This is a genomic window from Streptomyces sp. NPDC026377 (assembly GCF_055567715.1).
Genome location: NZ_JBVHPV010000022.1, coordinates 52814 through 76084 on the forward strand (window position 1 = coordinate 52814; position 23271 = coordinate 76084).

Here is a 23271-nt window from a genome sequence, read left to right on the forward strand (position 1 = left end):
CAACCTCACCACCGCAGACCTTTCCCACACCACACCCGATGGGGCCGCACCATGACCCAGCCCGTTTCGTCCCACGCCACCAGCACCGACCTGCTGGTGCTCCACGCTCTGCGCTGCATCGGCTTCTCGGGCCTGTCCGCAGTGGCCGGGGCGACAGGACTCCCCGAGTCCGACGTCGAGTCGGAACTGATCGACCTCGCCGTCGCCGGACTCGTCACGCGCACCGCGGGCGACTTCGGCGGCTGGGGTCTCACGGACGCAGGCCGCGCCGCGGACGCCGAGCGGATCGCCGACGAGGTGGCGACGGCCGGTGTGCGACCCGCTCTGACCGCGGCCTTCGACCGGTTCCTCGTCCTCAATCCCGAACTCCTCGACCTCTGCACGGCATGGCAGACCCGCACCGTCGACGGCACCATGACGATGAACGACCACAGCGACTCCTCCTACGACGCCCGTGTCCTCGACCGGTTCACGGAGTTCCACCGGCGTGCCGAGCCCCTGTGCGCGGAGCTGTCCGCGGCCCTGCTCCGGTTCACGCGCTATCCGGTCCGGCTCGCCGACGCGCTCGCCCGCGCGAGGTCCGGCGCGCTGGAGTACGTGACGGACAGCACCGCCTCGTACCACACCGTGTGGTTCCAGCTGCACGAGGACCTGCTGGCCACGCTCGGCATCCCACGCCACTGAACCCACCGGCCGCCACGCGTGGCACCCCCCTCTCCCGAACAGCCAAGCAGCAGAGGCGACGCAGAGATGACAACGCGATGACCTGGATTCACCCGCTCTCGGCAGAGGTCGAGGAGACAGTGGATGTCCTCGGCGGCAAGGCGCACGGGCTCATCGTGCTCCGACGTCTGGGGCTGCCCGTTCCGCCGGGGTTCGTCATCGGTACGCAGGCATGCCGTGCCTACCTCCGTACCGGGCGGCTTCCCCACGGCCTCGCCACCGAACTCGCATCCGCCGTTGCTGAGTTGGAAGCCGTCACACACCGCGAGCTCGGCGGCCCGGAGCGTCCGCTGGCGGTGTCGGTCCGCTCCGGCGGCAGGGTGTCGATGCCCGGCATGATGAGCACCGTCCTCAACCTCGGGCTCACCTCCGGGGCGACGGCCGCGCTGGCCGAGGAGATGGGCGCCCCGCGTTTTGCGCTGGACTCGCGGCTGCGGTTCCTGACCAGCTTCGCCTCCCAGGTCGTCGGCGTGGGCCAGGAGAGCCTGGCGGGGGTGGACCGGGCGATCGCCGGGCACGACGGCGACCCCAGTGCCCTCAAGACGGCGATCCGCGAGGTCGAGGGGCTCATCCGCGAACACAGCGGCGAGCCCGTTCCCGAGGACGCGGCCCGGCAGCTGGAGCTCGCCGTCGAGGCGGTGTTCTCGTCGTGGGACACCCCGCGCGCCAAGACCTACCGCGCCCTGCACGACATCCCCGGCGACCTCGGCACGGCCGTGACCGTCCAGGCGATGGTGTTCGGCAACCGCGATGAGCACAGCGGTACGGGTGTCGCCTTCAGCCGCGATCCCAACACAGGTGAGCAGGTCCCGTTCGGCGAGGTCCTGTTCGGCCGCCAGGGCGAGGACGTCGTCTCCGGCACCTCGCTGACCGGGCCGCTGAGCGAGCTGGCGGACCGGGAACCCGTCGTATGGACTCGCCTGCTGGCCGCCCTGGACCGGCTGGAGGAGCACTACCGCGACGCGTGCTATGTCGAGTTCACCTTCGAGGCGGGCGAGTTGTGGATCCTCCAGGTGCGTCCCGGGCGATTCGTCGGGCGTGCCGCGGTACGGGTCGCGGTCGACCTCGCCGAGGCGGGAACGATCGGGCGCGACGAGGCGCTGTTGCGCGTCTCACCGCAGCACCTCGCCCAGGTGCGGACGCCGCGCATCACGGCGATCGACCCCCGGGACGTCTTCACCCGAGGGCTCGGAGCCTCTCCGGGAGTCGCCGTCGGCCGGGTGGCGACCACCGCCGACAGCGCGGCGCGACTGGCGGCGGGCGGACCGGTCGTCCTGCTGCGTCCGGAGACCTCCCCGCTCGACATGCACGGCCTGGCGGCCGCGACCGGGGTCGTCACCGCACGCGGCGGGCCGACCAGCCACGCGGCGGTGGTGGCGCGGGCGATGGGAAAGCCCGCCGTCGTGGGGGCCACGGGCCTCACGGTCGACGCCGCCGACGGCTGCGTCCGGGCGGGTGGGCGCACCCTGCCCGAGGGCACGCTCATCGCGGTCGACGGAACGGGCGGCGAGGTCGTCGTGGGTGAGCCGCGCATCGTCGCGGCCGCGACCGACCCTCACCTCCATCAGCTGCTCGGCTGGGCGGACGACGTCACGAGCGGCGTCGGCGGCGACCGTGACGAGAGGGAACGCCTGTCCTCGGCGCAGGCCGTCCTGCGTGGCGCCGGCCCCCAGAAGTGATCACCAACCTCCGCCGGCCCAGGAAATCGCCAACGGCGTCAAAGAAATCCCAGGATCGTGTCACGTTCCCCCGCCCCCGCGTTTCACAGAAGCAGAGCCGCCGCACAGCGCGGCTCGGCCCCGCCGGAAGAGGCGGGGCACGTGGAGTGAGTTCTGGAGTGTGTGGTCATGGCGTCTCCCATCCTGGTCACCGGTGGTACCGGCACCCTCGGCGGTCACGTCGTCCCCCTGCTGCGGCAGGCCGGGCACGAGGTGCGGGTGGTGAGCCGGAACGCGCGCCGCGGTGACGACAGCGGCGTCTCGTACGTGGCCTGCGATCTGCTCGCGGGCGAGGGCATCGGGGATGCCGTGGAGGGGGCTGGGACCGTGCTGCACCTGGCCGGGGGGCCCAAGGGTGACGACCTGGCGACCCGCAACCTGGTCGCGGCCGCCGCCCGCGCCGGGGTCAAGCACCTCGTGTACATCTCCGTCATCGGCGCCGACACCGTCCCGCTCGGCTACTTCCGGGCCAAGCTCGGCGCCGAGCGGGCCGTCGAGGAGTCCGGTATCCCGTGGACGACGCTGCGGGCGGCCCAGTTCCACGACCTGGTGCTGACCATGATGGAGAAGATGGCCAGGCTTCCGGTGGTCCCTGTCCCGGGCATGCGTCTCCAGCCCGTCGACTCGCGCGAGGTCGCCGCCCGGCTCGTCGAGCTGGCCCTGGGCGAGCCCGCCGGGCGGGTGGCCGATCTGGCGGGACCGAAGGTGTACGGGATGGGGGACATCACCCGTACGTACCTCAGGGCCCGGGGCAAGCGGCGGCCAATGGTGCCGGTCCGGGTGCCGGGCAAGGCCGGGCGCGCCTACCGCGCCGGGCTCAACCTCTCCCTGGAGCACGCCGTGACGGGTACCCGGGCCTGGGAGGACTTTCTCGCCGAGCGGGTCGGGCAGCGGCGTCAGGGGTGAACGGCACGGTTGTCCGCGCGCCTCACTCTCCCCGCAACCGCCCGCTCAGCCACGCCAGCGCCGGCGGGATCTCCCGCCGCCAGGTGTTGAAGTTGTGGCCGCCCGTGTCGAGCGTGATCGACGAGACACGGGCGGGGGCGCGCACCTTGGCGATGAACCGCTGGGTGGCGCGGTAGTTGGTCTCGCCGTGCTTGGACGTGGTGACCAGGAACGAGGAGTTGCCCTGCGGCAGATGGTCCAGGCTCCACAGGAGGTCGGCGCGCTTGTGCGCCGCCTTGTCGCCGTGGAAGAGGTCGCCGGAGTCGCGGTCCACCTCCGCCTCGTAGTCGGCGGAGAGCCCCACCCCGGCCGCGTACGCCTCGGGGTGCTGGAGGGCGAGCTTGAGGGCGCAGTAACCGCCCGTCGAGTCGCCCATGAAGCCCCAGTTGCGGGGCGCGGTCCCCACCCGGAAGGTGCCCGAGAGGGCCTTGGGCAGGTCCTTGGCGAAGAACGTCTCCGTCTGCGGGCCGCCGGGGATGTCGATGCACTGCGTGTTGCGCGGCGGCGCCACGGTGGGCCGCATCATCACCAGGATCATCGGACGCATCTTCTTCTGCTTGACCTGCAGCCACGCCGTCTTGGGGTACCTGAGCCCCTTCAGCAGGTTCTCGGCGGTGCCGGGGAAGCCGGTGAGGACGACGGCCGCCGGGAACTTGGTGTGCGCGTACTCCTTCTGGAAGTACTCCGGCGGCAGGTACACATACGCCGGGCTGACGATCCGCGACCGCTCGCCCTGCACCGAGATCTTCTGCACCTCACCGCTGAGGTGCGGCGACCCGGCGCCCGGGACACCGACCTCCTGCCGGGCCACCAGCTTCACCCCGGGGTTGCCGATGGCCCGCGTGTCCAGCACCCCCACGCCGGTCTGCCGTCCGAACAGGTCCGCCCAGGAGCCGTAGAAGAGGAACGTCCTGTTGGCGGCGAGGCCGACCGAGGAGAAGAGGAGCACCTGGATCGTCAGCACCAGGCCCACCCTGCCCAGCACCGGCAGCCACCCCCGCCGCGCCAGGAGCGGCCACAGCAGGACGGTGGCGGCGAACAGCAGCGCCGTGCAGGCCACGGCCAGCAGCAGAACGGTGGTACTCGTCAGGCCCATGAACCGTGCGAACTCTCTGCCGAGGCCGAAGCCGAAGCCGAAGGGGGCCGGGTGTCCCGCTGGTGCGGACGGCCGGACCTCCAGTGTCGGACAGTCAGATACGGATCCGGGGCAATCCGTTCCCGGGGCGGGTCGCTCCGGTCGCCCTGTTCGAAGTGGCTGGGGCGTCCGTCCCGGTGGACCGGGCGGCCCAGGCGCGCCGCCGCCGCCCGGGGCAGCAGCGTCCAGGTGCCGTCGGCGCGGCGCAGGGCGCTGGAGTGCCACGGCGTGGTCCAGGCGTCGGGCGCGTCCAGGAGGCGGATGCCGAACTTGTCGGCGCCCACCGGCTGCGGATGGATGGACAGGCGCACCGCGCCGGGGTGGTGCTCGCCGATCAGGGCGCCCCAGGCGCGGCTGCGCTGGATCACGCCGTACGCCCGTCGGCGGCACTCGCGTTGCAGCGCGGAACGCGTCCCGGTGAAACCGGCCGTGTCCTCGACCAGGAAGCGGGTGATGCCCCGGTACAGGGCGAGGGCCTGCGCGTCGGTACGGACCTCGGCGCGCAGGGCGTCCAGGCTCGGGGCGTAGCGGTCGTGGACGTGGGCGCGCCGGGCCTCGTACGGCACGTCGCCCAAGGCGTCGCGCAGGTCGAAGACGGAGAGCCGGTCCAGGCGGGAGGCGGCGATGAGGGCGCGCAGCTCGTCGGCGTAGGCGTCGATGTGGTGGTCGGGGACGCGGACGAGGTCGCCGAAGACATGGCCGTCGGAGCAGATGACGATGCTTGCGCCCGGTGGGTATATCCGGCCGATGTCTCTGCACAGGGAGTCCAGGAACCGCAGGGAGAGGCGTTCGCCCTGGTCGGGGAGGTGGCCGAGGACTTTGGCCGGGTTGGGGGACTTGCAGGGGAAGGCGGGGAGGGTGAGGACGACGGGTGCTCCGGCGCGTACGAAGGCGCGGATACGGCGCAGTTGGCGGGGGAAGGCCGAGGCGTCCAGGCGCGGCGGGTGGGGGTCGGTGGTGCGGTGGTGGGGGAGCAGGAGGCCCAGGATCGCGGAGCTCAGGGTGGTGGTGAGGGGGTCCGGGGCGGTCGTCAGTGGCATGGGTTTCTCCAGAAGGGCGTAGGTCGGGGCGCGCGGGTACGGGGGCACGCGGGTACGGGGGCACGCGGGCATGGCGGCGGGGCGCCTCGGCCGGGTGCCGGTCGCCGTAGCCGCGGGGGAGGAGGGGGTGGACCCCGGGGCCGGTTGTCAGGTGCGGCGGCCGTACGCGACCGGCCGATGTGCGCCGGTCGCCGTAGCCGTACGGGAAGGAGGAGGACGCAGGGGCGGGCCCCCGGGCCGGGTGTCAGGCGCGACGGTCGTACGCGACCGGCAGCCGCGAAGTCCCCCGCCCCAGCACCGCCGGGATCCACTCCAGGTCCTCGTCCGCGATCGCGAGCCGCAGCCCGGGCAGCCGGGCCAGGAGCGTGCCCAGCGCGATGGCGAGTTCGGCGCGGGCCAGCGCGGCGCCGGGGCAGAAGTGGATGCCGTGGCCGAACGCCAGATGGGGGTTGGGGGAGCGGTCGAGGACGAGCGCGTCGGGGTCCGTGAAGCGGCGCGGGTCGCGGTTGGCGGCGCACAGCGAGACGATCACCGAGTCCCCGGCGGGGACGCGCGTGCCGTGCAGGTCGTCGTCCTCGGCGAGGAAACGCCAGGTGGTGAGCTCGAAGGCGCTGTCGTAGCGCAGGAGTTCCTCGACCGCGCGGGGCAGCAGCGCCGGGTCCTCACGCAGCCGGGCCAGTTGGCCGGGGTGGCGCAGCAGCGCGATCAGCGCGGTGGTGATCTGGTTGGTGACCGGCTCCTGGCCCGCGACCAGGAGCTGGAAGATCATGGAGTCGAGCTCTTCGGGGGTCAGTTCGTCCGCGTCGCGGGCCACGACGAGACGGCTGAGCAGGTCGTCGTCCGGGTGCGCCCGCTTGTGGGCGACGACCTCGGCTATGTAGGCCTGGAGGCCGTGCAGCCGCGCCTCGTACGCCGGGCGCCCGGGGTCGGTGGGTCCGACGGGCTGGACCACCTTGCCCCAGTCGCGGTCGAAGCGCCCGGCCAGGGCGGGCGGGAGGCCGATGGTCTCGGCGAGCACCCGGAAGGGGAAGGGGGCGGCGAAGGCGGCGACGAGGTCGGCGGGGCCCGCCTCGGGCAGGGCGTCGACCAGCGCGTCGGCGAGCTCCTGGAAGCGGGGGCGCAACCGCTCCACCCGGCGCGGGGTGAACGCCTCCGTCACCAGCCGCCGCATCCGGGTGTGGCGGGGCGGGTCCTGGTGCAGCAGATGGACCTGGAGCTGGGAGTGCTGCGGCTCGGGCATGATCGAGGCGCGCTCGCGCCAGCGGTCGTTGCCCCGGTCGTGGCTCTTGCCCAGGCGCTCGTCGTTCAGGGCCGCGTGGGCGGCGTCGTACCCGGTGACGAGCCAGGCGCGCACCCCGCTGGGGAACAGCACCCGGTGGACGGGTCCCGCCTCGCGCATCCGCTCGTACAGCGGGTACGGATCGCGTTTGTACGGGCAGCCCATCAGCGGGACGGGCTCGGGGTCGTTGTCCCGGAGGGCGGGCCGGGGTTCCTGGACGGTCATGGCAGGCGCTCCTCAGAGGGCGAGTTCGGGCTGGTGGTGCTCCAGCCACAGGGAGAGGTCGACGACGCGTTCGAGCCGGAGCCGGTGGCCCCAGGTCAGTCGCTCGGGCGGGGTGTCGAGGCACGGTGTGACGCGCGTGGCGTCGGCGAGGTCGCGGACCAGGCCGCCGTGGGCGCCGAGGGCGTCGCGGGCCATGTCCTGAAGACCCCGGTTGTAGTCGGGGTGGTGGGTGGCCGGGTAGTGGTTCTTGGGCCGCCACAGCACCGACTCGGGCGCGAGCTGCGCGCCGGCCGCCCGCAGCAGGCTCTTCTCGCGGCCGTCGAAGCTCTTGAGGGCCCAGGGGGCGGCGAAGGCGTACTCGACGAGCCGGTGGTCGCAGTACGGGACGCGGACCTCCAGGCCCTGCGCCATGCTGAGCCGGTCCTTGCGGTGCAGGAGCTGGCGCAGCCAGCGGGTCAGCGACAGGTGCTGCAGCTCGCGCAGGCGGTGTTCGGCGGGGCTCTCGCCCTCGGCGTGCGGCACGGCGGCGAGCGCGGCGCGGTAGGTGTCGTCGCGGAACTCGGCGATGCGCAGGTCCAGGTCCGGGTGGAGCGGCATCGCCGCCTCGTCGCCGGTGACCAGGAGCCAGGGGAAGGTGTCGGCGGCCAGCGCCGCCGGGTCGTGGAACCAGGGGTAGCCGCCGAACACCTCGTCCGCCGCCTCGCCGGAGAGGGCGACGGTGGAGTGGCGGCGGATCTCGCCGAACAGCAGGTACAGCGAGGTGTCCATGTCGCCGACGCCGATGGGGGAGTCCCGGGCCGCCACGACCGCCCGGCGGTGCCCGGGGTCGAGCAGGGCGCGCGGGTCGAGGACGACGGTGGAGTGGTCGGTGCCGATGTGGGCGCCCGCCTCGATGGCGTAGGGGGTGTCGTGGCCGGTGCGCAGCACGTCGCCGGTGAAGTGCTCGGCCTGGTCGCTGTAGTCGACGGCGTAGCTGCGCAGCCGTGCGCCCGGGCCCTCGCGCAGGCGCAGTTCGTCGGCGAGGAGCGCCGTCAGGACGGTGGAGTCGATGCCGCCGGACAGCAGGGAGCAGAGCGGGACGTCGGCCTCCAGCTGGGCGCGGGCGGCGGTACTGATGAGGTGGCGGACGTGGTCGACGGCGGTGTCCCGGTCGTCGGTGTGCCCGCCCGCCTCCAACTGCCAGTAGCGGCGCTCGCGGACGCCGTCCCGGTCAAGGACCAGCAGAGCGCCGGGCTCGACCTCGCGTACGCCCGACCAGAGGGTGGGGCCGGTGTTGAAGAGCAGGCTGTACGCCTCGCGCAGGCCGTCGGCGTCCACCCGGGGGCGTATCTCCGGGTGGCGGAAGAGGGCTTTGGGCTCGGAGGCGAAGGCGAGGCCGCCGTCCACGGCCGCCCAGAAGAGCGGTTTGACGCCGAGCCGGTCGCGTACGAGCAGGAGGCGCCCCGCGCGGGCGTCCCAGACGGCGAAGGCGAACATGCCGTCGAGGTGCTCGGCGACGGACAGGCCCCACTGGGCGTAGGCGCGCAGCACCACCTCGGTGTCGCTGCGGGTGTGGAAGTGATGCCCCAACGCCCTCAGCTCGCAGCGCAGTTGGTGGTGGTTGTAGACCTCGCCGCTGTAGGAGAGGACGGCCGTGGGGGCGTCGGGGCGGTCGGGCATGGGCTGGACACCGCCCGCCGGGTCGATGACGGCCAGGCGCCGGTGGCCGAGCGCGGCGTACCCGTCGAGCCAGACGCCGCCGGCGTCGGGGCCGCGCGGGGCGAGGGCGGCGGTCATGGCCTCGATGACCGGTGTACGTGTCCGGGTATGCGCACGGTCGCGGGCCCCGGGGGTGTCGCGGGCTTCGTGGGGGGCGTGAGTGCCGTGGGTGTCGTGGGTGTCGCCGTGGAAGGACACCCAGCCGGTGATTCCGCACATGGGGCAGCTCCGGGTTCCGGGGTCAGGGGCGGGCGGGGGATACCGGACCGGTGGTCCTCGCCACCGCCGGGAGGGGTAGGGGACCGGCGGTCCACGGGGGCGCCGCCCCGGCAGCGAGGGTTCGGCTCATGTCCGTACCTCCGCGTCCGGAGCCGCGTCCGGATCCGTCCCGGGGTCCCCGGCCGGGACCGGCTCCGCCGGGGCCCGGTGGTCGAAGGCGATCAGCGGGTCCCCGGTCAGGGGGTGGTCCACGACCGCCGCGCGGACCCCGAACACCTCGGCCATCAGCGCGGGCGTGAGCACCTCGCGGGGTGTGCCGGAGGCGACGACGTGTCCGGCGTGCAGGACGTGCAGCCGGTCGCAGACGGAGGCGGCGGCGTTGAGGTCGTGCAGGGAGACCAGGGTGGTACGGGCCTGGGCGCGCAGCAGGGCGAGCAGTTCCACCTGGTGGCGTACGTCGAGGTGGTTGGTCGGCTCGTCCAGGACCAGGACGTCCGGCTGCTGGGCGAAGGCCCGCGCGAGGAGCACCCGCTGGCGCTCGCCACCGGACAGCTCGGTGAAGCGGCGGTGGGCGTGCCCGACCATACCGGTGTCGGCCAGCGCGCGCGCCACGATCCCGGCGTCGCTGGCGTCCTCGGCGGCGAAGGCCCGTTTGTAGGGGGTGCGGCCCATGGCGACGACCTCGCGCACGCTCAGCTCGAAGTCGCCGCCGCGCTCCTGCGGCAGCGCGGCCACGTGCCGGGCCGCCCGGGCGGGGCTGAGTTCGCGCAGGTCGGTGCCGGCCAGGAGCACCCGCCCGGCGGCCGGTCTCAGATGCCGGTAGACGGTCCGCAGCAGCGTCGACTTGCCGCTGCCGTTCGGCCCGACGAGACCGGTGATCTCGCCCTCGGCGGCCAGCAGGCGCGCCCCGGACAGGACGGTACGGCCGCCGTAGGCGACGCGCAGGTCCTCGATGTCGATCCTCAACTCCCGCTCCCCAGCCGCCGGTCCAGCAGATACAGCAGCGCCGGGGCGCCGATCAGCGAGGTGACCACGCCGACCGGAAGCTCCTGCGCGTCCATGGCCGTACGGCACACCGTGTCCACGACCACCAGGAGCAGCGCGCCCAGCAGCGCCGAGAGCGGCAGCAGCCTGCGGTGGTCGCCGCCCGCGAGCAGGCGGCACACGTGCGGGACCAGCAGCCCGACGAAGGCGATGGCCCCCGACACGGCCACCAGGACCCCGGTGAGCAGACTGGTCACCAGGAACAGCTCGCGCCGCAGCCGTACGACGTCGATGCCGAGCCCGGCCGCCGTCTCGTCCCCCATGAGCAGCGCGTTCAGGCCCCGGGCACGGGCCTGGAGCACCACGAGCGCGAGCGGGACGGCGAGCGCGGGGACGGCCAGCAGCGGCCAGGTGGCGCCGCCGAGGCTGCCCATCAGCCAGAACAGCACGCCGTGCGTCTGCTGCTCGTCACCGGCCCGCAGGACCAGGTAGCTGGTGAAGCCGGACAGGAACTGGCCGATGGCCACGCCCGCGAGGACGAGCCTGAGCGGTGCGAACCCGCCGCCGCGCCGGGCCACCGCCCACACCAGCGCGAAGGTGGCCAGTGCCCCCGCGAACGCGGCGCCCGACAGGCCGAGCCCGAGCGCGCCGCCCGCCCCGGCGCCCAGCACCAGGGCGGCGACGGCGCCCAGCGAGGCGCCGTTGGAGATGCCCAGCAGATACGGGTCGGCGAGCGGGTTGCGTACCAGCGCCTGCACGGCCGTGCCGACGACGCCGAGCCCGGCGCCGACGAACGCGGCGAGCAGCGCGCGCGGCACCCGCAGCTGCCACACGATCAGGTCGTCCGTGCCCGGCCGGGGCGCGTCACCGGACAGCCTGCGCCCCACCACGCCCCATACCTCGCCCGGCGGGACGGAGGTGGAGCCGAAGGACACGGCGGCGGTGAGGGCGGCCAGGAGCGCGAGGGCGAGGACGGCGGCGAGGGCGGTCGCGGACCGGGGAGCTCTGCGGGCCGGGGCGTCCTCGCGCGAGGGGGCGAGGGAGACCACGGCGGCTCAGCCGACCTTGCCGGGGTGGACCGTCCGGGCGATCTCCCGGACGGTGTCGGCGTTGGCGACGCCCGCGATGGTGGTCCGCTCGGAGCCGATCCGTACGAAATGGTTCTCCTTGACGGCCTTGAGCCCCCGGGTGGCCGGATTGTCCCGCAGCCACCGCGCCGCCTCGTCGAACGCCGCCCTGTTCGCGGCCTCGCTGCCCCGGTCGCGTACGCCGAGCTGGATCCAGTCGGGGTCCTTGGCGATGACGTCCTCCCAGCCGGCCTGCTGGAAGTCGCCGTCGCAGTCGGCGAAGACGTTGCGGGCCCCCGCCAGGGTGATCACCGCGTGGGCGACCTGCCGGTTGCAGACGGCCACGGGCTGCTTGGTGCCGGCGTCGTAGTCGAAGAAGAAGTACGTGGGCCGGGCCTCGGGGGCGAGGGCGCCGACGGCGCCGTGCACGGCGTCCACGGTCTTCTTCATGCCCGCGACCAGCTCCTTCGCCGTGGCGGAGGTGCCGGTGACGGCGCCGAGGGAGGTGATGTCGTCCTCGACGGCGGACAGGTCGGTGAGGGGACCCTTGCGGTGGGCGGCGCAGGCGGTGGACTTCAAAAAGACGTGCTTGATCCCGGCGGCCTTGAACTCGGCCTCGGTGGGCGCGTCGCCCATGCCGCCGCCCATCCCGCTCATCGAGGCGAAGGTGTCGAGGTACAGGTCGGCGCCGGAGCCGAGCAGCTTCTCCTTGGCGATGACGGTCCGGCCCAGCACCTTCACCCGCTGGGCCCGGGCGTCGAGTGCGGCGGGCAGGGTGCCCCTGCCGGGCGGGAAGCCGGTGCCGACGACCTTGTCCCCGGCGCCGAGGCGCAGCAGCAGTTCGAGTCCGGCCGCGTTGCTGGTGACGATCCTCTTCGGGGCGGCGGCGAAGGTGGTCGTGGCGCCCGCGCAGTCGGTGACGGAGACGGGGAAGCCACCGGAGGAGGCGGAGACGGCGGCGCCGCCCGCGGCGTCCTTGCCCGCACCGGCGCCGTCCCCGTCGCCGCAGCCCGCCGCGAGGAGGCCGAGCACCACGGCCGTCGTAGGCCACCACACGCGAGAACGCATCACAACTCTCCAGGTCCACTCGGTACGCGGGCGGACCTCCGCCGCCCGTTGCCAGTAGTCGCAGCGGACCGTCGAGGAGTTCCCGGGGGAGGCGCTCCCCTACGAACCCGGGGGGCGGCGAGCGTCACATATCGGCTCCCACCCGCGTACAGTCCGGCAGGATGGCCTCATGAGCGTGATCATCGACATAGCCGGGCTGCCGCCCGAGCGCCTGGTGTTCGGCCCCGCGCCGCTGGCCGAGCTGTTCGCGGCGCTGCACGCGCTGGCCGAACCCGGTCACCATCCCGGGCTGCACGGCTGGACGACCGCGACGAACGCCGCCCTCAAGCCGGACCTCGCGGACCGTCTGTGCGAGGCGGACTTCCTGTGGACGTCGTCCTTCTCCGACATCTCGCTGCCGTTCGCGGCGCTGCCCGGCACGCACGGGCTCCCCGGCGCCACCCTCGCCGAGGACCTGGACCAGCTGGACCGCCTGGACGACGAGGTGTTCGTCGACGCGGCCCTGGAGATCTCCTGCACCAGCCAGTACGGCCGCGGCGGCCCGTCCCCGCTCAGCGACGCCCGCGCCCGCGCCCACGCGCTGGAACGCGCCGCGGCGCGCGGCCCGCGCCAGGTGGGGTTCGCCACCCGGCTCATGGAGGACCCGCCCGCCGTACGGGCCTGGACGCGGCGGCTGTTCGAGGACTGCGCGGAGGCGTTCTTCGACGACGTGTGGCAGCGGGTACGCGGCGAACTCGCCGCCGACGCCCGGCACAAGACGCAGGTGCTGCGCCACAAGGGCCTGGCCCAGGCGCTGGCCGAGGTGTCGCCCGCGCTGACCCTGGAGGGCGAGGGGACGCGGATCAGCGTGGACAAGCTGACCAGCGGCCGTACGAGCGCGCTGGACGCGGCCGTCGGCGCGGGCGTCACCTTCGTGCCGTCATCCTTCGGCTGGCCCCATCTGTGGGTGCTGCACGCGCCCCGCTGGCGCCCGGTGATCCACTACCCGGCGGCGGCGCCGTCCCTGCCGGGGCCGGGCTCCCTGGACCTGCTCGAACTGCGCATGGAAGCCCTGGCCCACCCGATGCGTATCCGCATGTGCCGCTATCTGGCGCGCTCGGCGTACACCACGACGGAACTCGCCGCCGCGCACGACATCAGCGCGCCGGAGGTCTCCCGGCACATCGCGGCGCTGAAGAAGGCGGGCCTGATCACCACGCGCCGCCGCGGCCGTTACGTGCACCACCAGCTGGACCTGTCGGTGGTGGCCCGGCTGGGGAGCGACTTCATCGAGGGGGTGCTGCGCTGATCACTCCCGTACGGGGCACACGACCAGTCGGCCTTCCCGGGCCCAATGAGGACGTCAACTGACCTAGTTCCCCCATAACTTGGATGTCGCACGGCAGGGCGGGGAGGCAGCGGGCCTCCTCGTACGAACCGAGGGCGGACATCATGGTCACTCACGTTCCGGCAGAGGCGCACGGCGACGAGCGCGGCGCGCTCCTGGCGTTCCTCGAGGCCCAGCGCGGCGGTCTGCGCCGCGCCCTGCACGGTCTGACCGAGGAGCAGGCCGCGAGCCGCCCCAGCGCCAGCGAACTCTCCCTGTCCGGCCTGCTCAAGCACGTGGCGGAGGTCGAACTCACCTGGCTCCGCATGGCCCAGCAGCGCCCGAACGAGAAGCAGCGCGAGCAGTCGATGTGGCACGAGAGCTTCATGCTGGTCGGCGAGGAGACGGTGCCGCGGATGCTGGAGTTCTGGGACGCGGTCGCCAAGGAGACGGAGGAGTTCGTCCACGCCGTCCCGTCCCTGGACGACACGTTCCCGCTCCCGCCGGCCCCCTGGTTCCCCAAGGACGGACAGGTGTCGATGCGGTGGCTCCTGCTCCACCTGATCGAGGAGATGGCCCGCCACGCGGGCCACGCGGACGTCATCCGGGAGTCGTTGGACGGGAAGACGGCGTTCGAGCTGGTGGCGTTGGCCCAGGAGTGATGCCGGTCGTGTCTTCGACATGGAAGGTTTCCTCTGTCGTCGGCAGTAGTGGGCGTGAACAGGGGGAGGAACTCACCGTGCGAAGTGCCGGACCCTGTCGGCGTCAGTCGTGGTGAGCACGGGGGACCCTGCGAGGTCGGCACGTGTGCGCGTGCCGCCTGCGGAACCCGACGGCGCCGGCGGCACGTCCGACGGGGCCGGAGGACTGGCCCTCCCGTCAGGGGGGTCCGTGCCCCGGAACCATCACGGCGTGGTCGATCGTCTGGCCGGCCCAGGACCGGAACTGGTGCACGGGCCCGCACACCACGGCGGCCTCAGTCGGCGCGCGGGGGTGTGCGAGACCTTCCTTCGTGCCCTCGTCAGTCCCCCGCCCGTGCCGCGAACTCCGCCCGCAGTTCCCGCAGCACCCCCGCCGCCTCCAGCAGACCCGCCCGCTCGCAGCGTGCGACCGCCGTCGTCAGGCGGGCCGTCGCCGCCTCGTAGCGGTCCAGGCCGTTGCCCTCGATCAGGGCCGCGATGCGGACCGCCTCCGCGCGGGAGGTCTCGCCGTCCTCGCCGCCCTGTTCGTAGGCCGCGACGGCCCGCTCCACCTCCGCCAGGGCCTCGGCGAAGTGCTCGGCCTCGGCCAGGACGCGGGCGCGGCGGTAGTGGACGGAGCCCGCCGCGTGCCAGGCGGCGAAGTCCTCGTCGTCCGGGGCCACCGCGGCGCGTACGTTGTCGGCGTCGGTGAGGAACAGCAGGGCCGTCTCCAGGCCCTCGGCGCCCTCGGACACCATCGTGAGGCGGGCGAACTCACACATCATGGTGACCATCGGCCCCGGTGTGGGCGCCTCCGCGTGCGCGGCCGTGGCGCGCTCGTACGCCGTCGTCGCCGCGTCCCACAGCCCCGCGAGCGCCAGGGTCGTGGCCGCCTCGGCCGCCACCAGGGTGTGCAGCGGCCGGTCCTCCTCGCCCTCCCACCCGGCCACGATGCCGGCCAGGCGCAGGAACTCCTCGGCGGCCTCCCGGTACTCCTCCAGCGCCCGCAGGCCCCGCGCCAGGGACAGCCTGGCCTGGGCCAGGACGCGTACGTCCAGCGAGCCGGAGGGGTCCTCGGCGAGGACGGACTCCAGGACGGCCACGGCGTCGGCCTGCTGACCCGAGCCGGCCAGCACGTCCGCGAGCTGGAGCCGCAGGTCGGCCGCCTCCTCGTGCCGGCCGGCGCGGTCCTGGCGGGCGGCGGCCTCGGAGAGGTGGCGCACGGCGCCGCCCGCGTCGCCCAGGTGCGTGGCCGCGTGGCCGAGCATCGCGTAGGCATGGGCGATGGGGAAGGCGGTGTCGTCGTGGCGGAGCGCCTCCGAGACCGCCCGGTGCAGCAGCTCGGCCGCCTCCTCGAACCGCTCTCCGACCAGGAGCAGTTGGGCGAGGCGGGCGAGGACGCGCGGGGCGTACCAGGGGCGGTCGGTGGCCCCGATGTCCTTGAGCGCCTCCCGCAGCTCGGCCTCGGCGTGCGCGGTCCGTCCGCCGCGGGCGGCGAAGTCGGCGGCGAGGAGCCGGGCCTGGGCCCGCTGGTGCGGCAGTCCGTACCGCTCGGCCTGCGAGCGCAGCGAGGCGTCGAGCGCCTCGAACCGCTCGCGCGCGGGCGCCGGGACGGCGGGCAGGTGGGCCGCGGCCTCGTGGTAGGCGGCGAAGGCGCGGGAGTGCAGGATGCCCAGGTACTCGTGGGCCGCGGGCGAGGCCGTACCGGGCGCGGGCGCCTCCTCGGCGGCCAGCAGGCGCTCGGCCTCGCGCAGGACCGCGTCCAGGCCCTCCCATCGGGCCGCGCTGTCGGGCAGGCCGTCGGTGTCGGCGCCCTCGCCCGGCGCGGCGGTCCACGCCAGGCCCCGGGCCCGCGCCGCCAGCGCCTGCCACGGCATCCCGGCGCGCTCGAACAGCGCGGCGGCCTCCTCCAGTGCGGCGCGGCTGCCGGCCAGGTCCTCGTCCACGGCCAGCGCGTACGCCCGCTGTTCGGCCAGTTCGGCGCGCAGCCGCTCCTCGGGGCCGAGCCGGTCGTCGTGGGTGTACGCCCCGGCCCCGGCCCGCTCCGCGATCGCGGCCCACAGCGCGGTGTCCCCGGGGTGGCCGACCGCCTCCATGCGCCGGGCCTCGTTCACCAGCGAGACGAAGTCCTCGGGCACCGTGCGTGCGGCAGGCGGCCGCCCGCTCGCGGCCGCCGGCGCCGACGGCCGCGCCACGGCCGTGCGCAGCCCCAGCGGCAGGGGCTCCTCCAGCAGCGGGGGCCGGTCCAGACGGGCCCGGCGCAGGCCGCCGATGTGCCCGGTGGCGTTGCGCGCGTCGAAGGCCGCGGCGAGGCGGTCCGCGTCGGCCCGTACGGTGGCGAGCAGGTCACCGGCCGTCCAGGTACGGCCGGGCGGCCCGGCGACGGCGGTGGCGGCGTGCCCGTCCTCGACGAGGCGGGCGAGGAGGATCTCGACGCCGGTGAGGAACCCGAGGTGGTCCAGCGGCGCGCCGGTGGCCTCGAACAGCGGCCGGTTCTCGGCCAGTATCTCCAGGCCGCGCCCCTCGTTGCGCGTGTGCGCGCAGAACTCCAGGTGCAGCCCCACCTCGTGCTGCATACCGGCCTTGCCGCGCACCCGCCGGTATCCGGTGAGGTGGTGCGAGCGGGCCCGGTCCCACTCGCCCAGGCGCAGCAGCGGCAGCAGCGCCCGCGCCTGGCTCATCTGCGGCTCCTCGCTGCACGCGGCGGCCCCCTCCAGGACGGGCCGCCACAGGTCGAGGGCCGCGCGGTCGTCGCCCGCCGCCAGCGCGTGCGCGGCGAAGTGGCGGGTCTCGCACGCCTCGCAGTCGCTCAGGTCCGTACGCGGCCGGGTCGCCCACAGGTCGTACGCATCGGCCACCCCGGCGCCGGTGTGCGCGGCCACGTGGTAGCGCATCGCGGCCACCGGCTGCATGCCGTGGCCCGCGGCCTCGTAGCGGGTCCGCATATGGGCGATCCAGTCCTCCACGGCGGCCAGCGGGACCTCGGGGACCTGGAGCAGCGAGGTCGTCACCCACTTGAAGCGCCAGAACAGCTGGTGCGCCTCCCAGTCGCTGAACGCGTCCGGAGACGTCTCCCACAGCTTCAGAAGCCGCGCGAAGGCGACGGGGGACTTGCGGTGCTCGCCGGTGAACTCGTACGCCGCCATCAGCTCGTGCAGCGCCGTCACCAGTACGTCCGGTTTCTCCAACGCCTCGGCGGCGTCCACGAGTTCCTCGGCGGTGACGGTGCGGTGCAGACCGTGCGGGCGGTCGTGGTTGTCCCGCAGCCCTTCGAACACGGCCTCCGGAGTGTCCAGCATCTACAGGTCCTTCCCGGGCGCGGTGTCGGGCGCGGCGGTGCCGCTGTGGTGCATGGCGTGGGTGAGCAGACCGATGAAGGCCCGGTTCAGCAGGGCGCTCTCACCGGCCTTGAGGGGGCGCCGGCTGAGCAGCAGGGCCTGGCCGTACAGCGCCTCGGTGGTGGTGGCGGCCAGCCCCGGCTCGGTGACCGTGAGGGCCTGGCGCACCAGCGGGTTGAGGTGGTTGAGGACGAGCTGGGCGCGCGGGGTCTCGCTGCGCAGCGAGCCCAGGATGTCCGCCCACAGGCCGTCGCTCTCGGCGCTCAGCGTGGAGCGGGTGCGCTCGTGGCGGGCCTCGCGGTTGTCCAGGAGCAGCGCCGGGGCGGTGACGGGCTGGAAGTCGCGCAGCACCACGTCGCAGTCGTGGGCGCCGATCGTCTCGCGGGCGATGGCGAGGAACGCCGCCGCGCGCAGCTCGGCCGCGGGGTCCACCGTGTCGAGGTGGGCGGTGACGGTGGCCGGGTCGAGGTCGGTGACGGCGGTGCCGGGCCGCAGCTCGGGCAGCCGGTGCACGAGGTCGCGGTCGTAGGTGTATCCGCCGTTGATGACGCCCAGGCCCGCGGCGGCGGCGATCGGAGCGACCTGGCGGAACTCCTCCACGCTGCGGCTGACCAGGATGGTGGCGTGCCCCCGGGCGAACTCCTCCAGCGTGACGTTGCCGTCCGTCGTCTCGAACGGCAGCCACGGCAGGACGATCCGCAGCAGCTCGTCGTCGTAGCGGGCGAGCGCCTTGACCGCGAGGTGGTGGGTGTCGATGAAGCGGTGCAGCAGCGCCGGGTCGCTGGCGGCCAGGCCCGTGAGCCAGTCGCGGATACGGGTGGCCAGCGCGTCCCGTACGGCCGCGAGCGTGCCGTCCTCGTACAGCGCCTCGCGCGAGGCGGTCGGGCGCAGGCTGGTGGTGTCGACGACGCAGCGCACGAAGAACGCCCAGTCGGGCAGCAGCTCCGGGGCCTGGTCGGTGAGGAGCATGCCCTTGAGGTGCACCCGGTGCCCGGCGCGCTGGGCGGGGCTGACGGCGGTGGGCAGCACATAGGCGACGCCGCGCAGCCCCGCGGCGGGCAGGTCCAGCTCGATGGTGTCGAGCGGGGTGAAGTCGAACAGGCCGCGGCAGTACGCGGTCATCGCCTCGCGCCGGGCCAGCGGCGAGGCGTGCGACCGCTCCCAGGGGGGCGTGTCGTTGACGCGGGTGGTCTCGCCGCGCGGCCCGACGACGGTGACGTCGTGCCGGAGCAGCGCCCCGTAGTGCCGGGCCAGCGCCACGACCTGGTCGGGACGGGTCCACTCGGCGTTGTCGGCGCGGGGGGCCAGGGTGACCGTGGTGCCGGGCTCGGGCACGGCGGAGGCGGGCAGGGTGCGCAGGGTGTAGCGGCCGTCGCTGTGGCCGCGCCACTCGACGGCGGGTGCCGCCGGGTCGTCGGCGCGCCGGCTCAGCACCGTGATCTCGTCGGCGACGACGAAGCAGGCGAGCAGGCCGATGCCGAACTGGCCGATGAACTCGCCCCGGGCCGCGTCCAGCCCGGTCCCGTCGAAGCGGCCGTCGGCGGTGCGCTTGGAGCTGCGCCCGATGGTGGCGAGGAAGCGGTGCACATCCGCCTCGGACAGACCGATGCCGGTGTCGGTGACGCTGAGGGTGTCCCCGGTGCGCACGGTGATGGCGGCGGCGGAGCCCGGCTCGGCGGCCTGGCGTGCGGTGATGGCGTCGACGGCGTTCTGAAGCAGTTCGCGCAGGTAGACGCGGGGGCTGGAGTAGAGGTGGTGGGAGAGGAGGTCCACGAGGCCGCGCAGGTCGACCTGGAAGGTGTGGGCGGCCCCGGACGAGGAGGACGGGGAGGGCGAGGGTGAGGGTGAGGGTGATGACGAGGGCTGGGACACGGAGGAAGTCTTTCGGTGGGTGCGCCCGTGCCGTGGTGGTACGGCGGGGCGCGAGGCGGGCAGAGGGCTGGGACCGGGGGCCGGGCGCGGGAGGGGCGGGAGCCGTGGGCTCGTGGGGTCAGGTTCCGGCGGACGGGCCACCGGCTGTGGGTCTGTGAGCCTGCGGGCTTGTGGGCTCGGGTTCCGGCGGTCGCGGGCCACCGGCCCCGGACTCGTGGGCTCAGGCCCCGGCGGCCGCACGGTACTTGCGGTACGGCACGGTCGGATCGTCGTTGTTCAGGTAGTGCCAGGGGGACTCGGTGACGTACCCCCCGGTCGCCTCGAAGCACGCCCGCGCCGACGCCGTGTCCCCGACGAGCGAGAACGCCATCGCGAAGGTGTTGCTCACCTGCACCGAGCCCGGCCGGGGAACGAAGTCCGGGTGCAGCACGGAGCGTTCGGCGGCGTCCCGCAGGGAGGTGCGCACCTCGGGCCGCCGCAGGTAGGGGGCGTCCTCGCCGTCTTCCAGGTCGAGCCAGTGCTCCACGTGGGCGATGGCGACGAGCTCGCCGAGCAGGCTCCCCTCGGGCGCGGCGAAGGCGGCCCGCCGCGCGAAGGCGTGCATCTCCTCGTGGGACCCGCCCCACTTGCGGCACACCTGCTGCAGCCGCTGCCGGTGGGCGCCGAGGTGGTGCGGGTCGCGGCGCACCACGGCCTCGAACCGTCGCAGCGCGGCCGGTTCGCCGACCTGGAGGCCGCGCCCGGTGACGAGTAGCCCGTACCAGGGAGAGGTCCAGCCCGGCTCCCGTTCGGCCACTTCGTACAGCGTCTTCTCGGCGGTACGCAGCCGGTCGTGGAAGACCTCGAACTGCTCGCGCGAGACGTGCTGCGCCCGCGCGGAGGTACGCGCCTCCCAGGCCCAGCTGATCTGCCGCGCCCCGGCGACCAGCAGCGGCAGCGCGGAGCCGGGCTCGGCCTCGATCACCGCGCCGATCCACTGCTCCACTCCGGCGGTGTCGGCGACCGCCCAGAGCAGATCGACCCGGTTCTCCCCCTCGGGCCGCGACTCCAGCAGCGCCCGCACCGCCGCCCAGTCCCCGGATCGGGCGGCCTCCTCGGCCAGCGGCACATCGGGATCCCCCGACCCGAGCCGCACCTGCGCCCCGGGTCTGCCGACCATCCGCTTCCAGGAGAGCCCCACCCCACGGAGCAACGCCATACCCCACCCCCAAGTCACCCGCGCCCGGCGCGCCGTTCAGACGGCCGGGCCTTTGCCCCCGTTGAGGTAAGTGAGTATCACGGCGGTCTGACAACCGCACGTCCGTTTGGGGATGGTGCGGGCCGGCGAAAGTCGGCCCATGCCTCGCACGCGGCGGCGGGGCGGGGCGGGGCGGAGCGGTCCGCGCCCCCAGCCGGCCGCTACGAGTGCTTGATCGTCTGGCCCTCGGGGACCTGGTAACGGCCCGAGGTGACGTCAATGCCGAGGCTCGGGGTGCTTCATGGCGACGTCGTTGTCCGTACGGGAGTTCGGTTCGAAGTTCCATGGGTGGTAGACCTGGAAGTACTTCTCCGGGTCTTTGCCCGGGCAGGCCTTGACACCCGGACCTGCCTTGGAAGCCCTGCCGGGCACCCCGGTGAACTCGTAGATCTGGCTGGACACCGCCTTGACGGCATCGACCGCGTCATCGGTGCTGGCCATGCCGGCGAGGGGGATCTTCGAGGTGTCGTCGTCGCTCATGCCACATCCACTGAGAAGGAGACCGGTCAGTACGAGAGGGAACAGGGCGCTGCCCGGGCGGCGCCGGCGAGCAGCGGGGAGCAGCGGGGAGCGGTGCGCGGAGCATGCTGTTCCTTGCCGGTGTCGGGAGAGGCGCTGTCTGTTCGCTGAGTGCCGGTGCGGCCGGACGGGTACACATCGCCGGGGACCGGTGACGTCGCCGTACTGGCCGACCACGACCAGTGCCTGGTTCTTGAGAGCCGTCGTCCCCCTGTTCCAGTACTCACTGTGGCCGTGCGAAGCCGTCGTCGCCGAGGGCCATTTCCTTCGGCGTGTGTGTTCATCTGGTTCGCGCCGAAGGCCTCGTCGCTGGGGATGAGGAACACTTGAGCTGCGCCCACTCCTGCGCGAACGAACCCACCCGTTCCACCCGTTCCCCCTTTGATCCCACCCGTCCCGTCTCGTACGTCACTGCGGCGCTGCGTCGCCGCCAGGCTACAAGGAGCGGAACGGGGGCCTCATGAGTACCCGGTACTCACCTGCCGGTTGCGGCGGTTGCGGCGGTTGCGGTGGTTCCGGCTGTGTCGAGGGTCGGCTATAGTAGATCTTGAGCTTGCGGCCGCGAAAGAGCGGCGGCGGGACATGCGTTGGTGGTCCAAGGAAAGGCGCCCCACTTCCTGTGGGGAGATGCAGGTGCAAGGCCTGCCCAGCGCTCGACGGAGATGGGCCCTGGTCCCCGTAGTCACTACGGGGACCAGGGCCCATCTGCATGTCGAGCGCGGTGGGCACCAGGGCCCGCTTGTCGCAGTGCTGCGCCGGGTGCCCGTGCTTCGCGCGAGCCCGGATCTCGACCGCGCGTACCTCGCGCGGCGGGCCCTGGTGCGGCATGTGCACCCCGAGGCAGTGGACGTCGCGCGGACGGCCGCCCCTCGGGAGAACGTCCTGGCCCGCTTACGGGCCGACGTCCCCCCGCGCACTGAAGCCCCCATCGAGGGCCCCATCGACGGCCCCGCCGCGCCCCGCGAAAACGCGTTGTGCCGCCGTCACGCCGCCCCCAGCCCAGGATCAGGGAGGCCGCCGCCGCCGTGGACGGCGCCGAGCACCTGATCCTGACCGTGGAAGACGAGAACGCGCAGATGCGGTACGCGCAGGCGCTGAGCGACTGGGCCGAGGCACGCGGGTACGAGGCCGAGACCGTCTGGGACATGCACCACGGCCGCCCTCGGCATGCCCTACGACCGGGCCCAGTTCCGCGAGGTGCGCACCCTGTCCGGCGGCGAGCAGAAGCGGCTGGTCCTCGAAGCGCTGCTGCGCGGCCCCGACGAGGTGCTGCTCCTGGACGAGCCGGACAACTACCTGGACGTCCCCGGCAAGCGGTGGCTGGAGGAGCGCCTGGCGGAGACCCGCAAGACGTTCCTGTTCATCTCCCACGACCAGTACGCCGCGCGCAGCGACGAGATGGCCTCGCGCTACCAGGCCGCCAAGACCCGGCTGCGCAAGTTCGAGGAGCTGGGCCCACCCCGAGCACATCGGTCGCACCCTGGTCGACATCCTGTGGACCGAACACGCCAAGGACCGGGGCGGCGCGATGTCGGCCCTGCGCCGCTACGAGCTCGAACGCCAGGGGGACCAGCCCTTCGACAGGCTCTCCGGCGGCCAGCAGGCGCGCTTCCAGATCCTGCTCCTGGAGCTCGCCGGGACCACGGCGCTGCTCCTGGACGAGCCGACGGACAACCTCGACCTGGAGTCGGCGGAAGCTCTCCAGGAGGGCCTGGAGGCATACGAGGGCACGGTGCCGGCGGTCACCCACGACCGCTGGTTCGCCCGCTCCTTCGACCGCTACCTGGTCTTCGGCTCGGACGGCGTGGTCCGCGAGAGCTCGGAGCCGGTGTGGGACGAGCGCCGGGTGGAACGGGTGCGCTGAACCCGGCCGGGGGCCGGACCGGACCGGAAGGGCGCGGCTCGGCCATGGGACCCGCTCGGCCACGGGACCCGCTCGGCCACGGGATTCAACGGGCGGCCCGGGGGCACCCTCAACTCCACGACGAACGACCGCAGTTCGCGAGTGCGCGGGGGCCGACACGAGCCGTTGAGGAGTGCGCCATGAGAGGAAGCCCCGGTCCCCTCCAGGCACTGCTGGTCCCGGCGTCGGCGGGTACGACCAAGCTGGTGGTCATCGTCTTCTGCGTCAGCCTGGTGGTCATCGTCGCGTACTACTTCACCAACCGCGACGGCAAGTGACCGCGGCCGCCGGCCGCTCCACGCGGGAGGGACCCCG

The 23271-nt window shown here is 73.7% G+C and carries 17 protein-coding genes and 1 pseudogene; 7 read left to right on the plus strand and 11 right to left on the minus strand.

Translation table 11 applies throughout. From position 1 onward, the window contains the following. The first annotated feature begins 51 nt into the window (after window positions 1–51). From ACZ4MU_RS31720 to ACZ4MU_RS31730, 3 genes are all read left to right on the plus strand, one after another. Entirely contained in the window at window positions 52–684 is a 633-nt protein-coding gene (locus ACZ4MU_RS31720) for a transcriptional regulator (RefSeq protein WP_467882993.1), read from the plus strand. Window positions 685–761: 77 nt separating this feature from the next. Continuing rightward, on the plus strand, window positions 762–2402 hold the full coding sequence (locus ACZ4MU_RS31725; protein ID WP_467882994.1) for a pyruvate, phosphate dikinase: 1641 nt from the start codon (window positions 762–764) through the stop codon (window positions 2400–2402). A gap of 168 nt (window positions 2403–2570) precedes the next feature. Further along, window positions 2571–3347: an SDR family oxidoreductase gene (locus tag ACZ4MU_RS31730; RefSeq protein WP_467882995.1), complete on the plus strand. Its 777-nt coding sequence runs from the start codon at window positions 2571–2573 to the stop codon at window positions 3345–3347. A 22-nt stretch (window positions 3348–3369) separates the two neighbouring features. Here ACZ4MU_RS31730 and ACZ4MU_RS31735 read toward each other — a convergent pair whose 3' ends face one another. The 7 genes from ACZ4MU_RS31735 to ACZ4MU_RS31765 form a co-directional block, all read right to left on the minus strand. Then, window positions 3370–4482 (minus strand): alpha/beta hydrolase, encoded by a 1113-nt coding sequence (locus tag ACZ4MU_RS31735; protein ID WP_467882996.1) that lies wholly within the window; start codon window positions 4480–4482, stop codon window positions 3370–3372. Continuing rightward, window positions 4473–5561, minus strand: a complete 1089-nt coding sequence (locus tag ACZ4MU_RS31740; RefSeq protein WP_467882997.1) for an L-tyrosine/L-tryptophan isonitrile synthase family protein — start codon at window positions 5559–5561, stop codon at window positions 4473–4475. The genes ACZ4MU_RS31735 and ACZ4MU_RS31740 overlap by 10 nt, the downstream gene beginning before the upstream one ends. Window positions 5562–5805: 244 nt before the next feature. Further along, entirely contained in the window at window positions 5806–7065 is a 1260-nt protein-coding gene (locus ACZ4MU_RS31745; protein ID WP_467882998.1) for a cytochrome P450 family protein, read from the minus strand. Window positions 7066–7077: 12 nt separating this feature from the next. Beyond that, window positions 7078–8982 carry an asparagine synthase (glutamine-hydrolyzing) gene (asnB, locus tag ACZ4MU_RS31750; protein WP_467882999.1) on the minus strand — a complete coding sequence of 635 codons (1905 nt, stop codon included), beginning with the start codon at window positions 8980–8982 and terminating at the stop codon, window positions 7078–7080. 126 nt (window positions 8983–9108) lie between these two features. Next, entirely contained in the window at window positions 9109–9948 is an 840-nt protein-coding gene (locus ACZ4MU_RS31755) for an ABC transporter ATP-binding protein (RefSeq protein ID WP_467883000.1), read from the minus strand. Further along, window positions 9945–11015, minus strand: coding sequence for a FecCD family ABC transporter permease (locus ACZ4MU_RS31760; RefSeq protein WP_467883001.1), 1071 nt, complete (start codon window positions 11013–11015; stop codon window positions 9945–9947). The genes ACZ4MU_RS31755 and ACZ4MU_RS31760 overlap by 4 nt, the downstream gene beginning before the upstream one ends. Window positions 11016–11021: 6 nt before the next feature. After that, window positions 11022–12101, minus strand: a complete 1080-nt coding sequence (locus tag ACZ4MU_RS31765) for an ABC transporter substrate-binding protein (RefSeq protein ID WP_467883002.1) — start codon at window positions 12099–12101, stop codon at window positions 11022–11024. Window positions 12102–12270: 169 nt separating this feature from the next. On the opposite strand from ACZ4MU_RS31765, the gene ACZ4MU_RS31770 reads away from it, so the two are divergent. Then, window positions 12271–13389, plus strand: coding sequence for a DUF5937 family protein (locus ACZ4MU_RS31770; RefSeq protein WP_467883003.1), 1119 nt, complete (start codon window positions 12271–12273; stop codon window positions 13387–13389). A gap of 143 nt (window positions 13390–13532) precedes the next feature. Next, entirely contained in the window at window positions 13533–14069 is a 537-nt protein-coding gene (locus ACZ4MU_RS31775; protein ID WP_467883004.1) for a DinB family protein, read from the plus strand. 359 nt (window positions 14070–14428) lie between these two features. On the opposite strand, the gene ACZ4MU_RS31780 is transcribed toward ACZ4MU_RS31775, so the two are convergent. The 4 genes from ACZ4MU_RS31780 to ACZ4MU_RS31795 all read right to left on the minus strand — a co-directional run bounded on the left by ACZ4MU_RS31780 (window position 14429) and on the right by ACZ4MU_RS31795 (window position 21014). Next, window positions 14429–17386, minus strand: a complete 2958-nt coding sequence (locus ACZ4MU_RS31780; RefSeq protein ID WP_467883005.1) for a tetratricopeptide repeat protein — start codon at window positions 17384–17386, stop codon at window positions 14429–14431. Continuing rightward, the gene (locus ACZ4MU_RS31785; RefSeq protein WP_467883006.1) at window positions 17387–19297 is read right to left on the minus strand and encodes an HSP90 family protein; all 1911 of its coding nucleotides are present in this window, start codon (window positions 19295–19297) and stop codon (window positions 17387–17389) included. A gap of 220 nt (window positions 19298–19517) precedes the next feature. After that, window positions 19518–20495 carry a hypothetical protein gene (locus ACZ4MU_RS31790; RefSeq protein WP_467883007.1) on the minus strand — a complete coding sequence of 326 codons (978 nt, stop codon included), beginning with the start codon at window positions 20493–20495 and terminating at the stop codon, window positions 19518–19520. Window positions 20496–20750: 255 nt separating this feature from the next. Then, window positions 20751–21014: a hypothetical protein gene (locus ACZ4MU_RS31795; protein ID WP_467883008.1), complete on the minus strand. Its 264-nt coding sequence runs from the start codon at window positions 21012–21014 to the stop codon at window positions 20751–20753. 1040 nt (window positions 21015–22054) lie between these two features. On the opposite strand from ACZ4MU_RS31795, the pseudogene ACZ4MU_RS31800 reads away from it, so the two are divergent. Together ACZ4MU_RS31800 and ACZ4MU_RS31805 are read left to right on the plus strand one after the other, a co-directional pair. Further along, window positions 22055–22917, plus strand: a pseudogene (locus tag ACZ4MU_RS31800) (ATP-binding cassette domain-containing protein); the annotation flags it as partial. Window positions 22918–23096: 179 nt separating this feature from the next. After that, window positions 23097–23234, plus strand: a complete 138-nt coding sequence (locus tag ACZ4MU_RS31805) for a hypothetical protein (RefSeq protein ID WP_467883009.1) — start codon at window positions 23097–23099, stop codon at window positions 23232–23234. Window positions 23235–23271: the final 37 nt, after the last annotated feature.